Raw genomic sequence first — 14,810 nt, 5'->3', positions numbered from 1 at the left:
ATCAAGCAAAAGATGAGAAGCTATGCGTTAAATTTTACTTCATTGTCGGCATTGAAAACTCAGCGCCTTCACGTAAGTTTGCTGAAGGCCAACGCTGAGTAATTGTTTTACGGCGGGTATAGAAACGGACACCATCTGGCCCGTAAGCGTGCAGGTCACCAAATAGTGAGTTTTTCCACCCCCCAAAGCTATGATAGGCAACTGGTACAGGTAATGGAATATTGATCCCAACCATGCCCACTTGGATATAGTCTGCAAAATAATTCGCTGCCTCACCATCACGGGTATAAATACAAGTACCATTACCATATTCATGCTCATTAATAATATCCATGGCTTCTTGCATCGATTTAGCGCGGATCACTTGCAGAACTGGGCCAAAAATTTCAGCTTGATAGCTATCCATAGCGGTGGTGACGTTATCGATAAGTGTAGCGCCAACAAAGAAGCCGTTTTCATGGCCTGCTACCTTGGCATTTCGTCCATCGACAATAATTTTTGCCCCTTGCTTTTCTGCACTAGTGATATGCCCAATGACTTTTTGTTGATGTTCTCGAGTGATAACGGGGCCGAAATCGTTATGTTTATCACTGTAAACTCCCATTTTTAGGGTAGACATCCGTTCTTGTAACTGACTGACCAACTCATCAGCGATTTCATCACCAATGGCAACAGCCACGGATAAAGCCATACAGCGCTCACCCGATGATCCAAAAGCAGCACCTAAGAGTGAGTTAACCACGTTTTCCATATCGGCATCTGGCATAACAATGGCATGGTTTTTAGCGCCTCCGAGAGCTTGGCAACGTTTGCCATGTGCCGTAGCTGTCGCATAAATGTATTGTGCAACAGGGGTTGAACCAACAAAGCTAACAGCTTTGACGCGTTTATCAGTCAATAACGTATCAACAGCTTCTTTATCACCATTAACAATATTAAAGACCCCATCAGGTAAACCTGCTTCTTTTAGCAGTTGGCCTATATATAGGGTGGCGCTTGGGTCACGCTCTGAAGGTTTCAAGACAAAGGTATTCCCGCAAACGAGTGCTAATGGATACATCCATAATGGCACCATCGCAGGGAAATTAAAGGGGGTGATCCCAGCGACAACCCCTAGAGGTTGGAAATCACTCCACGAATTAATGCCAGGCCCCACATTTTTGCTAAACTCACCTTTTAAGAGTTCTGGTGCACTACAAGCATACTCGACGTTTTCAATGCCTCTTTGTAACTCACCGGCAGCATCGTGCACAATTTTACCGTGCTCTTGACCTATTAATCGACAAATCTCATCGGCACGCTCTTCGAGTAACTGTTTATAACGAAACATGATGCGTGCACGTTTCATCGGTGGTGTATCGCGCCATTGTGGGAATGCTTTGTGAGCCGCATCGATTGCATCTTCGACGGTAGCTTTTGGTGCGATAGCGACCTGACGGCTCACTTCTCCGGTAGCTGGATTATAAATATCTTGTAAGCGTGAATGGGTTTCATTGATTGCACCATGAATTAGGTGTCCGACGATATTCATTTTATTTCTCCAATTAATTCAGTTTTTAATCCCAAAGTTGTGCGTAGATAGCGATCATTTCATCAACAGTTGGAACTCGCGGGTTATTACCTGGTGAACCTGAGGCTTCCGCTTGTTTTGCCATGGTGTCGACAACTGAGAAAAAATGTTGCTTATCAATGCCAAATTCCGCTGGTGTTGGAACAGAAAGTTCCTTGTTGAGTTCGACAAGGGTATTAATCAGCTTTTCGCAGGCGACATCATCGCTATCTGTCTCTTGTGCAAAGGTTAATGTACGGGCACATGTCGCATAGCGTGCTTTTGCTGCATTTAATGAAAAGCGAGTGACGGCAGGAAGTAACATGGCATTAGAAAGACCATGTGGAACATGAAAAAAGGCACCAATAGGGCGGCTCATACCATGTACGAGTGCTACGGAAGCATTAGAAAAAGCAACGCCAGCAAGTGTTGAGCCTAGCATCATGGCTTCACGAGCCTGTTTATCGTTACCATTATGATAAACTTTACGTAAATTAGGGCCGATGAGCTTCATGGCACACAGCGCTTGGCTGTCTGAATATAAATTCGCCTTACGGCTTACATAAGCTTCGATGGCATGTGTCATTGCATCGATACCCGTATCAGCTGTTGTTCTGGCAGGAACACTCAGTGTTAAATTGTAATCAACGATAGCGGCGATGGGCATAAAACCGGTGCCCATACACATTAGTTTTTCATCCGTTTTCTCATCCGTAATGATGGTGACTCTGGTACATTCGGAGCCTGTTCCCGCCGTCGTAGGAATAGCAACAATGGGAAGACCTTGCTCCTCGACTTGTCGAGGAAACCGGTATTCATTGATAACTCCCCCCAATTTACCGATCACTGCAATTGCTTTTGCACTGTCGATTGGGCTGCCACCCCCAAGTGCAACGACAGCATCAAAATCGGCACTTCGGACTTTATCAATACCGGCTTGAATAGAGGCCGCAGTCGGTTCAGGAACGGTGTCTGAATAGACATCACTTTCAATACCTGCCTGAGATAATATCGATTGTAAATCACTCAGGTAACCGAGCTTAACCATCATCTTATCTGTTACAATCAAAGGTTTACGGCAATTTAGGCCTTGTAAGATATTCGGTAGACGCTTGATTGAATTATGACCAATTTCAAGTGTTCTTGGTAGCACAATCGTAGACATAACCATTTCCTTTTGTTTTAGAATGAGCCAAATATTGAGCCAAGGGAGATAACAGCAATGAGTCCTAACAGACTGCCAATGACGGTCACCATGAAAATATCGAGATAGGAACGTTTGTGAGTTAGACCGCAGATAGCAAGTAGTGAAATCACCGCGCCGTTGTGCGGTAAGGTATCAAGACCGCCAGAAGCCATAGCTGCAACTCGGTGTAGTAATTCAGGAGAGATGCCTGTTGCTTCAGCAAGTTGTAAAAAGTGTTCCCCCATCATACTAAGAGCGATACTCAAGCCACCGGAAGCGGAACCTGTTGTACCGACAAGCATGCTAATGACAATTGTTTCGGAAATTAGCACATTGCCAGCGGAGATACTGAGTAAATAATTACTGATTACGGCAAATGCCGCGAGCGAGGCGATGACTGCACCATATCCAACTTCTGACGCGGTATTGAAAATAGGTAATAACGAACCCATCACACCTTTGTTCATGGTTTCTTTCAAATCTTTCCAGCGTGACCAATTCAGTAAAATGATCGTGACACAAGAAAGTACCAGCGCGCCGATAATCGCCCACAAGCCTAAAACGCTATTTAAGCTGGCATGTCCATATTTAGCATCAGAGAGGTATTCGGTATTCATTAGAGGAATGAGTTTGCTGAGTGCATAGTTACTGGAGACAACTAATACGATTGGCAACAGGGCTTTCCATAGTGCAGGTAAATGATGGTGTTCATCATCAGTATGCTTTTCTGGTGCATGATAAATATCCCCGTAGCCTTCTGCGGCATGTTTGGCTTTACGGACACGATAGCTCAACCAGCCATAGCCAGCCGCAAACATCACGGCAGAACCAATCAAGCCAAGACCGGGAGCCGCGAAAGCATCGGTTCCAAAAAATGGCATAGGAATGGTGTTTTGAATCGCAGGCGTTCCTGGTAAAGCAGTCATCGTAAAGCTGAGTGAGCCAAGGGCAATAGCGCCAGGGATTAGGCGTTTAGGAATAGCGGCAGCATGAAAAATTGCAGCTGCAATAGGGAAGATAGCAAAGCCAACCACAAATAATGAGACCCCACCGTAAGTCAAGATACTGCAAGTAATAACGACGGCGAGTAGCGCACGGTGACCACCTAATTTTTTGACCAATGAATAGGCGATAGATTGAGCTGAGCCTGAATCATCCATCAACTTCCCAAAGACGGCACCCAGTAAAAACAATGGAAAATACTTTATGACATAGCCGCCTAGACCAGTCATAAAGACCTGTGTGTAGACACCAAATAAGTGTGTGATATCTCCACTCATCACCACAGCAAATAGCGCTAGGATAGGAGCGAGCAGTAAAACGCTTACGCCACGGTAAGCAAAATACATCAACATCAGTAGGGAAAGAATAATACCTAGGATACTCAACATAACCGTTTCTCCAGTGTTATTAATCGCAGGCTGATTATTAGGATTCTATTTTTATCGGCCGCAAAATAATCTTTTTGTTAATCTGTATCGTTAGTTGATATGAATTGTATTAATAGATGAGATAATTGTAATGAGCAAATGGATTCGGAGAGAAAAGAAAAGAAAAACTGTCTGGATCACAGAAAAGTTAACAAATCGTTAATAACTCGTGATTGAGATCGCAAACAGCTATTGGAGGAAATTTGAGATAAAAATGGCATCCGCATTGATTGCGATGAAGAGGAGTACGCAAGTTAGGAGAAAAAGAAATTTTTTTGGTGTTTAAATCAAAGCTCATTACTTGTTCTGTTTATAAAATATAATGCTTTTGGAGATAATATACGTTTCTAGCTGAAAATATTGTGAGGGCTTATTTGTCAGAGTCAGAGCGATGAAAGGCAGCATAATCACGACATTTAGATATTCTACTTATATAAAAATATTATTCGTATTTTAGTATAAAAAAATCGCGTCTTAATCTCAGAGTTAGACTAAATAAAGTAATTAAAATCATAATATTAAGAAAAAGAGTATTGGACTTGTTGCTATGTCAAAACTGGTTTTTTTGATAAAAATAACAAGAAGGAATAGGTATGTCGACAATGAGGGTAAAGTTGGAATGTTTACTCACTAGGGGAAAAGGCACTGAACAACGTATCGCCAGTTTTTTGTTAGATAGCAGTCATATGAGCCATCTTGCAATGAATGTTGCTGAACTTGCTCAGGCAGCGGGTGTCAGTAGTGCATCGGTGATTCGTTTTGCTCGTCAAATGGGTTATCGTGGGTATCCCGAGTTTAAGGTCGATTACTTATCTGATGAAAAACAACATAGAATAAAAAACGAGTATAGTAATCTAACCTATTATGATGATACAAATCAGATCATTACTAAATCCGGCCAAATGTTTACTGTGGCTATTGAAAAGTCATTAGAGTTACTTGAACCTAAAATAGTGGATCGTATTGCGCAACAGATGGTTGCCGCAAAACGTGTCGTGTTATTGGGAATTGGCTCTTCGACTATTGTTGCGAATGATATTTTTCATAAACTGATTAATGCAAATAAAGATGTTTTATTTAGTCCAGACCTCTATATGCAACTTAGCTATTCAGTTAATTTGAATGCGCATGATCTTGTGATTGCAGTCACTGCAACGGGTAATAAGCCCGATATGAATGGCATGCTAAAAACAGCTAAACAAAAAGGTTGTACCATCGTGGCGATAACCCGTTTTGGGCAAGATGAGTCGGCACGTTTAGCGGATATAGTACTGCCTTATTTTTATGATGAACAGCCTTCTCAATTTGGCATAATCACACCTCAAATTTTGCAAATGGTTGTATTCGACACTTTATTTTTTAAATACTTAACGCTCGTTAATCAAGATATAAATAACGTATCATAGAAGAAATGATGAGCATTTATGTAAAGCAGGATAAGGTATCGTGATTTTAACTGAATTAGCCATCGGTGCATTGATTGGCTTAATTATTAGTACAACTGGCGTCGGTGGTGGTGTGATCGTTTTGCCCATCTTGACTTATTTTTTTGGGCTTAATGCATTAGCCGCTGTTGCAACGGCTAATTTTCTGTCGATGTTGATGAAGGTATCATCCTCGTATATGCATTTTAGATTAGGGAATATCCCATTAAAGGGCGCGGCTATTGTGTTAGCAATTATGTTGCCAAGCACATTTTTGTCGAGCTTATTGGTTGCTTGGTTAGGAAGTTTCCCTGAATATCAAAAGACGGTTGAATGGGCAATTAACCTACTTGTTGCTGCCGCAATTATTTTTTCATTGTATTTATTTGTTCATCGAATGTTTTATGCTGCACCGATTCAAAAAAATATTGCTCAAGGAAATCCATTTCAAACAATGGCATTACCAGCGGTAATTGCGGGAATCGTACTTGGTGCAACGGGGGTTGGTGGGGGCATTGTCGTTTTACCGATGTTGTTGCGTTATATGCAATTAAATATTAAGCAAGCTATTGGAACTTCAATTGTTGTTACAACAGTCTTATCGGGCGCTTCTGCATTGGCTTATGCCCAAAATGGGTATACAAATCTCAAATTGGCGCTAACTTTGTGTATCGGTGCATTATTGGTGATGCCATTAGCTAAATATTTATTAATCAAGCTGTCAGAAAGAGCTTTTCAATATATGACATTGTTGCTGATATTATGTAGCGCAATTATGATGACCCTAAAAGCGATCATGCAGGCATGATCTCCTTTAATACTTTATTTATGTGCCATGTGAAGTTCTTTATTGATCTCTTGATAAATAAATTGACGTTCATACAGTAAATTTTCATCTGTAGAAAATGAAAAAGAGTGGATCGCTAACGCAAGCAGGAGCACGGCAATAACCGTGATGCTAACACTCGTCATCGCTGACTTTTTGGGCACTAAAACATAGCCGATACTGATTAATGCACCAATAATAGCCCCTCCAATATGGGCAGCATTATCAACACCAGATTGCAAACCATTTACCAGCGTTAATGCGATCATTGCAATAATATTATAGAGTTGGCGCTTTTGCTTTGAGTGTATGACAGGGTGAGGGTGTGGCTTATTAATCGCTTTTAGCAAATAGATGACGGATGCAGCCGCAAGCCCCATAATTGCACCGGAAGCACCTACACCAATGATGATATAAACCGTATTGTCTGACCATATTTGATTGTTTATCGTGTCGTAATATTGCCAATAGGCGCTAAATAGCGCCGCTCCGACACCTGAGATAATATAAATAGCTAATACTTTTAATTTACCATAAGCACGTTCACATTCTATGCCAATCACAAATAACGCTAAGCAGTTAAAAGCTAAATGCATCCCGTTTGAATGTAATATCATACTAATAGGGTAACGCCACCAATCTCCGGTTAATGATAATTGGTAAACATTCGCACCAAACAGTATTAAGTTATTTTCCCGTGATTCGAGGGGAGAAGCGAAAGCAATTTGATAGAAATAGACGGCAATATTCAGCAGGACAAGGATCAGCGTGAGAGCCATTGCCCGTAAGAAAGAGCGTGATTTTAGTGTATGCCTTTGTTGTCCTATCATCTCAACTCCCCCTCTTTAAAGATAACGATCTTAATAAAAATACGGCGGTATATCACGGCTATTTTATGATGAAAAGCATCATTAGCACAGCAAAGTACATACGTAATGAATTTAAATTTAAGTCGGCTCAAGAATTAGAGAAAGAAGTATGAGATTTAGACGTTATATATGAATCAATCATTATGCGCTAACGACGTTAAAAAAACATTTCTCTTTTTTATTCTTACCCAATAAACGTTTTAATTAAATTCAGTGATTTTTCTTTTTCTACTAGAAGGATAGCGATATTGATGAACATAACATGATGGATCATTATTCACTACAAATAGGTATAATGAGATCTTATGATGACAAATAACAACTCATCAATAAATGAATGCCAATATTCACTCACTGAGACATGAAAGCTATTTTTAGATTGATGATAAAAGATAATTACTGGTGGAATTATCTAGGGCACCTTAAGGTGCCCTTATTATCTTAGAATGAAGTCCGTTTATAAGTCCGGTATTCAGGTTTCCAGAAGTTACGCTCGATCGCTTCATCTAATGCACTATCTGATGTTACTGTTGCAACACCTTGCACTTGAGCTTCTTTAGCGACTTGTTTTGCTATAATGCGTGACACTTGTTGGATATCAGACAATAGTGGTAACAGTGGGCCTTCACCTTCTTTTGCCAGTGGTGAACACTCAGCTAATGCACGGCTTGCTGCCATCAACATTGCTTCTGTGACACGTTTTGCACCTGACGCGATAACGCCAAGGCCAATACCTGGGAAGATGTAGGAGTTGTTACACTGAGCAATTGGGAAGATTTTCTCTTTATAAGAAACTGGCGAGAATGGGCTTCCTGTTGCGACTAATGCTTTACCGTCTGTCCAATTAATAATATCTTCTGGGCGGGCTTCTACTCGTGATGTTGGGTTAGAGAGTGGCATCACGATAGGACGTTCACAGTGTTTATGCATCTCTTTGATGATCTCTTCTGTAAACAGACCGGCTTGGCCAGACACACCGATTAGGATCGTTGGTTTTGCATTACGTACGACATCCAATAAAGAGATAGAATCGCTATTGACATCCCAATCGCTTAAATGATTGCTGTTTTGGGTTAGTTTGCTTTGGAAATCAAGTAGATTAGGCAGTTTATCAGTCAATAAACCAAAACGGTCAACCATGTAAATGCGTGAACGCGCTTGTTCATCACTTAGCCCTTCAGATTTCATCTGAGCAATGATTTGCTCGGCGATACCGCAGCCAGCAGAGCCTGCACCTAAAAAGGTAACGCGTTGATCACTTAATTTACTGCCCGCAGCATGGCTGGCAGCAATTAAGCTTCCCAATGTGACAGCCGCAGTACCTTGAATATCATCATTAAAGCAGCAAAGCTCATCGCGATAGCGATTGAGCAATGGCATGGCATTTTTTTGTGCAAAATCTTCAAATTGCAATAAAACATTTGGCCAACGACGTTTCACCGCTTGAATAAACTCATCGATAAACTGGTCGTATTCTTCACCAGTAATACGTGGATGGCGCCATCCCATATATAGAGGATCATTGAGGCGTTGTGGATTATTGGTTCCCACATCAATGACAATTGGTAATGTATACGCTGGGCTAATACCACCACAGGCGGTGTAAAGTGAGAGCTTGCCGATAGGGATACCCATACCACCAATGCCTTGGTCGCCTAAACCTAAAATACGCTCACCGTCAGTGACAACGATCACTTTAACATTTTGTTTGGTGGCATTTTGCAGCATATCATCAATATATTCACGGTTTGGATAAGAGATGAATAAACCACGTGCACGGCGATAGATATCAGAGAAATGTTCACACGCTTCACCAACAGTAGGGGTATAAATGATTGGCATCACTTCTGTAAGATGGGCATCAATCAAGCGATAAAACAAGGTCTCGTTGGTATCTTGAATATTTCTTAAGTAAATGTGCTTATCGATGTCAGTTTTGAAATCAATTAATTGGCGATAGGCACGCTCAACTTGTTCTTCAATAGTTTCAACTTGCTCTGGCAGTAGGCCATAAAGGTTAAAGCTAGCGCGTTCTTCTTCACTAAAAGCACTTCCTTTGTTTAGCAAAGGAAACTCGAGCAGGATAGGGCCTGCATAAGGAATGTACAGAGGGCGTTTTGTTTCGTATTCATGTTCCATGAAATATCACTCTTCGGACGATTAAAAAACAACAGTCGGGATAGATCCTAAGGCAAACAAAAAATATGTACAGTGATTATTGATACAAAGAGTTAAAATAAATGTTAATTTATATTATTTGCATAATAAACAATATAATAGAAGACTTAAACCAAAAGGGAAATTGTACGACTTAAAGGGTAAGGATAACCTAGGATGCTTAGCGCCAGCACAGTGCGCTTAAGAGGAGTCAAAAGCACCAAAAAAGCGACGAACAGTGGAAACGAGCAATAGGCTCAAATAATAAAGTGCGATGCCTTGTGCTACATTAACGTATATATTTATTTAAAATATTGTCATTAGCTTTCAATAATGAATGACGATAATAGGTTGCTAAATATCTGAAGCATAAAATATACATATTGATAAATAGAATTTAAAGGCGTGATAAAATTAATTTATTCGTAGAGAATATAGCGATATTAAAATAAAGTATGATAATGTCAAACTAACGTTATTCATTGAATTTTATCTATGACCACTGTCTATCGGTTTGATACAGGCTTGTTTTGCGATTACTGCCATTGATGGTATCTCAATAGTTAAAAGGCAGAATGGTTAATCGACCGTTTATCAAGGCTTAAAGATAAGAAGAGGAGGTTGATAATTCTCAAAATATAATGACATATTGATTTGATATGTCGACTATAGCCGCATTTAATTTTTTTTTTGGTGTTTTTACGCTATATCGCAATACACGTATGATGAGATGTGCTTATATTTTAAGTATGTTGATCTTCTCTTGATTTTATTATCGATTGTTAAAGTCTATATGAATAAAACTGCCGCTATTTTATTTGGCGGCAGTTAAACAGATAAACAATTAATCGAGATAAATGACCTCTTTTTGCTGGCAACCGAGCGCCTGCAATGTATTTTCAGTTATACACCACTGCTTAACGATAGCATCTTGTTTTTCAACTAACACCGCTTGTTCAATGGCATGCATATCTTTACCTGCCAAATTAACCATAATCAATGCCGCTTGCAGTGGCGGTAGACTTGGGTTGAATGCGGCATTTTCGGCATAGCGGCCAGTAAATAATGAGCCATCTTTTAGCTGTAGTGCAATGCCTGAATGGGATTGACTATAAGGTGCGTGTGACTGGTTTGCAGCTTCAATAGCAGCACATAATAACCGGTTACGGCTAGGCGTACTGTAACCATGATCAACGGTATCCAGCAGTAGCGTTGTGATTTCTAAGTCAGATGGACCAAATGAATCGGGCAAGTAATCATGCAATGTTGCTGGTTGGCGTTCTGGTAAGTGGATTGCGATTTGGCCACCACCCCGTAATTCGTTCATAAACTGTCGGCAATGACCACATGGCGTATAGTTGACGGTGATCGACGCTAATTGTTTTTCGCCCTTTAACCACGCATGTGTCACTGCACACTGCTCGGCGTGGATAGTTTGAGCGATAGCGACACCACTGAACTCCATATTAGCACCGAAATACAGATTACCACTCACACCACGGGCAATTGCGCCCACATTAAAGTGTGAAATTGGGGTAACGGCATAGGCGGCGGCGAAGGGTAATAATAAAAATGCCAGCTCGCTGTCACTATAACCGCAATCAGTTTTAATCTGATTAACGTGTTCGGCACTCAGCATCGCTTGAAAGTCAGGTGTATCAATAATAGGTCTGAGCGCAGTTTGTAACTTTTCTGGAAGTTGAGACCAAGCGGACTTAAATCTTGAATGCATGAGTTGCTCTCCTAATGACTTGCTTACATTCTATACTCAATGGCGGCGCTTTATGTTGAGGTATGGTGTTTAGCTTCCTAGCGACTCCTTTTCTCGTCGTTTAACTATACCTCGAATGATTGAGAGTATATGTAATAAGCCATACTCTCATATGTGATCGCAGTCACTATTTTTGTGAAATGAATGAAACAAATTTTATAATTGAGAGATGTATCTCAAGTTTTTGATGCAAAAAAGAGTGAGAGAGGCGATAAGCCTCTCTTCGTTGTATTGAGTCTAGCCGAAAAGATGAAGTATGACAGGGAAGATAAACGGGGCGAGTAAGGATGTAATAATCCCACAGGTCATTAATGCTAAAGAACTATAAGCACCTTCAATATAATTAATTTCTGCACAACGAGCTGTTCCTAAAGCATGAGACGCTGTGCCCATAGCCAGTCCTCGTGAGGCATGTGTTCGAATACGTAAAGCATCGAACAATGAATGGCCAAACATAGCACCTAACATCCCAACAAAAATGACGCAAGCTGCACTAATCGCGGGAATACCACCAATAGAATCAGCAACAGCCATTGCAATCGGTGTTGTAACAGATTTTGGTAATACTGATGCCGCAATATCAGGTGTTGCACCTAACCATAAAGCAATGGCTGTACCAGTAAACATAGCGACTAAACTACCGGCTAAACATATGCTGAATAAAGATTTCCATTGGGCACGAATTTGATGCATTTGCTCATAAAGTGGAAATGCCAATGCAACAACAGCAGGTTGCAATAGGTCATTCAGAATTTTACTGCCCGCGAAATAGTGCTCATAGGGGGTATGAGTGAAAATCAGCAATGGCACAATAATCGCTATCGCAACTAATAATGGATTCAACAGTGGGAGTTTTAATTTAACCGATAAAAACCGTGCCAGATAAAAAACAGCGATCGTTAACGGTAGTGACCACCAAATATGCTCTAACATTTGCCATTCCCCTTATCTTGCTGATTATCTGTTGGTATTTTTGTCGGTTCTTCAGGGGGAAGGGGGACCTCATCTGGCTTTGCCCCAACGATTTGACGCTCTTTATGGATGTAGTGAGAACTAAAAGCTACCACCACCATCACCACTAACGTACTGATAAAGCAGGCTACAAGAATGGGAACCAGTTGCTGACTTAATTGACTGTAGTAGTTCATGATGCCAATACCGATGGGTACGAACAGCAGTGTCATATTTTTTAGCAAAAGTGAGCAACCCGGTTGCGCCCAATGCGCAGGAATAATTTGTAAAGCGAGTAACACAAACAGTATTAACATACCGATGATGCTACCGGGAACAGAAAATGGCAGTAGTGTTGATAACAAGTTCCCAATGATTAGGCAGAGATAAAGTATGACAAAAGCACGTAAATACTGCCATCCGGTTATCAGCACTTGTTTTAATGACATGAGACCCGTCCTATTATGCTAAGTGCATTCATCATACAATTAACTTTATTATTGTGCTACAGATCACAGTTAAAAGGTGATAAAAAAAGCGGAGAATTCATCATTCTCCGCTTTTCGCTTAATAATTAACTCTTTCCAGAGTAGGTTGCGTTATTTTATTTTACTTGCATTCCTGGTTGAGCACCGCTATCAGGGCTAAGTAGGTAAATATCCTTCCCACCAGGACCCGCAGCCATCACCATACCTTCAGACATACCAAAGCGCATTTTTCGAGGTGCTAAGTTTGCCACCATGACCGTCAGTTTACCTTCTAATGCTTTCGGGTCAGGGTAGGCACTGCGAATACCAGAGAACACTTGACGCGTCTCGCCACCAATATCTAATTGTAGTTTCAATAACTTATCAGAATCTTCAACAAAGTCAGCTTGCTTGATCAACGCAATGCGTAGATCAATTTTAGCAAAATCATCAAAGGAGATGGTTTCTTGAATTGGATCATCGGCAAGTGGACCCGTCAGGACTTTAGCGGGTTTAATACTTTCTTTAGAAGCTTCAACCATAGCATCAACCTTCGCCATTTCAATGCGGGTAAACAGCGCTTTAAAGGGTGCAACTTCATGGTCAGTCAATGGCTTTGCAATGGAATCCCATGCCAGATCAACATTGAGGAACGCTTCTGCGCGTTTTGCCAGTCCTGGTAGAATGGGTTTCAAATAAGTCATTAACACACGGAACAGATTGATACCCATTGAACAGATATCTTGTAGCTCTTGGTCTTTACCTTCTTGTTTTGCAACAACCCAAGGGGCTTTATCATCAACATAGCGGTTTGCAATATCTGCGAGTGCCATAATTTCACGCACGGCTTTACCGTATTCACGGCTTGTATAAGCCTCGCCAATAGTTTGGGCTGCATCAACAAATTGCTGATATAGTTCAGGGTCAGCCAATTTAGCTGACAGCTTCCCGCCAAAGCGCTTAGCAATAAAACCGGCATTACGTGAGGCAAGGTTAACGACTTTATTGACGATGTCACTGTTTACGCGTTGAACAAAGTCTTCTAAATTCAAGTCGATATCATCGATACGTGATGAAAGCTTGGCCGCGTAATAGTAACGTAGGCAATCGGCATCCAAATGATCAAGGTAAGAACGCGCGGTAATAAAGGTGCCGCGTGATTTAGACATTTTTGCCCCATTGACCGTCACGTAACCATGAACAAACAGGTTAGTTGGCTTACGATATTCGCTGCCTTCAAGCATTGCCGGCCAGAATAGGCTATGGAAATAAACGATATCTTTGCCGATAAAGTGATACAGATCGGTTTTTGAGTCTTTATTCCAAAACTCATCAAAATTGATATCACCCCGTTTATCACATAGGTTTTTAAACGACCCCATATAACCGATAGGGGCGTCTAGCCAAACATAAAAATATTTGCCCGGCGCATCTGGGATTTCAAAACCAAAATATGGCGCATCCCGAGTGATATCCCACTGTTGCAGTCCTGACTCAAACCACTCTTGCATTTTATTCGCAACTTGCTCTTGCAGCGCGCCTGAGCGTGTCCACGCTTGCAGCATGTCGCTAAAGGCAGGCAAATCAAAGAAGAAGTGCTCGGTATCACGCATTTCAGGTGTTGCACCAGAGACAACGGAACGCGGATTAATCAGTTCTGTCGGACTATAAGTCGCACCACAGACTTCGCAGTTATCGCCATATTGATCTTCTGCTTTACAGGTTGGGCAGGTGCCTTTGACAAAACGATCAGGCAAGAACATGCCTTTTTCAGGATCGTAAAGCTGTGAAATAGTACAATTTTTAATAAAACCGTTATTTTTCAATTTACTGTAGATCAGCTCTGATAACTGTTTATTTTCTTCACTGTGTGTGGAGTGATAGTTATCGTAACTGATCGAAAAACCAGCAAAATCTTCCTGATGCTCTTGGTTCACTGCGGCAATCATATCTTCCGGAGAAACACCTAATTGCTGAGCTTTAAGCATGATTGGTGTGCCGTGTGCATCATCTGCACAAATAAAGTGAACCTCTTTGCCGCGCATTCGCTGATAACGGACCCAAATATCAGCCTGAATGTGCTCCAGAATATGACCGAGATGGATTGAACCGTTAGCATAGGGTAACGCACAGGTTACCAATAGTTTATTCGCGACTTGAGACATAGTAATGATCTTACT

At 41.1% G+C, this 14,810-nt stretch carries 11 protein-coding genes; 2 read left to right on the top strand and 9 right to left on the bottom strand.

Annotated elements, in window-relative coordinates:
- Positions 1-34: 34 nt before the first annotated feature.
- The 3 genes from P2E05_RS14440 to P2E05_RS14430 are packed head-to-tail and all read right to left on the bottom strand — an operon-like array spanning position 35 to position 4,126.
- The gene (locus tag P2E05_RS14440) at positions 35-1,531 is read right to left on the bottom strand and encodes a CoA-acylating methylmalonate-semialdehyde dehydrogenase (RefSeq protein ID WP_163862705.1); all 1,497 of its coding nucleotides are present in this window, start codon (positions 1,529-1,531) and stop codon (positions 35-37) included.
- 25 nt (positions 1,532-1,556) lie between these two features.
- Complete coding sequence (locus tag P2E05_RS14435; protein ID WP_272658092.1) at positions 1,557-2,714, bottom strand: iron-containing alcohol dehydrogenase; 1,158 nt, start codon at positions 2,712-2,714, stop codon at positions 1,557-1,559.
- A gap of 17 nt (positions 2,715-2,731) precedes the next feature.
- Positions 2,732-4,126, bottom strand: a complete 1,395-nt coding sequence (locus P2E05_RS14430) for a GntP family permease (protein WP_154622700.1) — start codon at positions 4,124-4,126, stop codon at positions 2,732-2,734.
- A gap of 632 nt (positions 4,127-4,758) precedes the next feature.
- Here P2E05_RS14430 and P2E05_RS14425 point away from each other — a divergent pair.
- Both P2E05_RS14425 and P2E05_RS14420 read left to right on the top strand, forming a co-directional pair.
- Positions 4,759-5,571, top strand: coding sequence for a MurR/RpiR family transcriptional regulator (locus P2E05_RS14425; protein ID WP_247046889.1), 813 nt, complete (start codon positions 4,759-4,761; stop codon positions 5,569-5,571).
- 40 nt (positions 5,572-5,611) lie between these two features.
- Positions 5,612-6,397, top strand: coding sequence for a sulfite exporter TauE/SafE family protein (locus P2E05_RS14420; protein WP_163862700.1), 786 nt, complete (start codon positions 5,612-5,614; stop codon positions 6,395-6,397).
- Between the two features lie 14 nt (positions 6,398-6,411).
- On the opposite strand, the gene P2E05_RS14415 is transcribed toward P2E05_RS14420, so the two are convergent.
- The 6 genes from P2E05_RS14415 to metG all read right to left on the bottom strand — a co-directional run bounded on the left by P2E05_RS14415 (position 6,412) and on the right by metG (position 14,795).
- Entirely contained in the window at positions 6,412-7,245 is an 834-nt protein-coding gene (locus tag P2E05_RS14415) for a rhomboid family intramembrane serine protease (protein WP_154622546.1), read from the bottom strand.
- A 480-nt stretch (positions 7,246-7,725) separates the two neighbouring features.
- Positions 7,726-9,423, bottom strand: a complete 1,698-nt coding sequence (locus P2E05_RS14410) for an NAD-dependent malic enzyme (protein ID WP_154622547.1) — start codon at positions 9,421-9,423, stop codon at positions 7,726-7,728.
- 862 nt (positions 9,424-10,285) lie between these two features.
- Positions 10,286-11,173, bottom strand: a complete 888-nt coding sequence (gene cdd / locus P2E05_RS14405) for a cytidine deaminase (protein ID WP_196714060.1) — start codon at positions 11,171-11,173, stop codon at positions 10,286-10,288.
- Between the two features lie 276 nt (positions 11,174-11,449).
- Positions 11,450-12,145: a CidB/LrgB family autolysis modulator gene (locus tag P2E05_RS14400; protein WP_154624493.1), complete on the bottom strand. Its 696-nt coding sequence runs from the start codon at positions 12,143-12,145 to the stop codon at positions 11,450-11,452.
- A complete protein-coding gene (locus P2E05_RS14395) occupies positions 12,139-12,612 on the bottom strand; it encodes a CidA/LrgA family protein (RefSeq protein WP_154624492.1) in 474 nt (157 codons plus the stop codon). Before P2E05_RS14395 ends, P2E05_RS14400 begins: the two co-directional genes overlap by 7 nt.
- A gap of 155 nt (positions 12,613-12,767) precedes the next feature.
- The gene (gene metG / locus P2E05_RS14390; RefSeq protein WP_272658091.1) at positions 12,768-14,795 is read right to left on the bottom strand and encodes a methionine--tRNA ligase; all 2,028 of its coding nucleotides are present in this window, start codon (positions 14,793-14,795) and stop codon (positions 12,768-12,770) included.
- Positions 14,796-14,810 lie beyond the last annotated feature (15 nt).

It is taken from the genome of Providencia stuartii (assembly GCF_029277985.1).
In the GTDB taxonomy this organism is placed as follows: Bacteria; Pseudomonadota; Gammaproteobacteria; order Enterobacterales; family Enterobacteriaceae; genus Providencia; species Providencia zhejiangensis.
This window is presented reverse-complemented; position numbering and strand designations above follow the sequence as displayed.

What these genes read in the sequence shown, in the direction of transcription:
- P2E05_RS14440 (WP_163862705.1), bottom strand. Translation starts at nt 1,531, where the DNA reads ATGAATATCGTCGGACACCTAATTCATGGTGCAATCAATGAAACCCAT.
- P2E05_RS14395 (WP_154624492.1), bottom strand. Translation starts at nt 12,612, where the DNA reads ATGTCATTAAAACAAGTGCTGATAACCGGATGGCAGTATTTACGTGCT.
- P2E05_RS14400 (WP_154624493.1), bottom strand. Translation starts at nt 12,145, where the DNA reads ATGTTAGAGCATATTTGGTGGTCACTACCGTTAACGATCGCTGTTTTT.
- cdd (WP_196714060.1), bottom strand. Translation starts at nt 11,173, where the DNA reads ATGCATTCAAGATTTAAGTCCGCTTGGTCTCAACTTCCAGAAAAGTTA.
- metG (WP_272658091.1), bottom strand. Translation starts at nt 14,795, where the DNA reads ATGTCTCAAGTCGCGAATAAACTATTGGTAACCTGTGCGTTACCCTAT.
- P2E05_RS14415 (WP_154622546.1), bottom strand. Translation starts at nt 7,245, where the DNA reads ATGATAGGACAACAAAGGCATACACTAAAATCACGCTCTTTCTTACGG.
- P2E05_RS14435 (WP_272658092.1), bottom strand. Translation starts at nt 2,714, where the DNA reads ATGTCTACGATTGTGCTACCAAGAACACTTGAAATTGGTCATAATTCA.
- P2E05_RS14410 (WP_154622547.1), bottom strand. Translation starts at nt 9,423, where the DNA reads ATGGAACATGAATACGAAACAAAACGCCCTCTGTACATTCCTTATGCA.
- P2E05_RS14425 (WP_247046889.1), top strand. Translation starts at nt 4,759, where the DNA reads ATGTCGACAATGAGGGTAAAGTTGGAATGTTTACTCACTAGGGGAAAA.
- P2E05_RS14430 (WP_154622700.1), bottom strand. Translation starts at nt 4,126, where the DNA reads ATGTTGAGTATCCTAGGTATTATTCTTTCCCTACTGATGTTGATGTAT.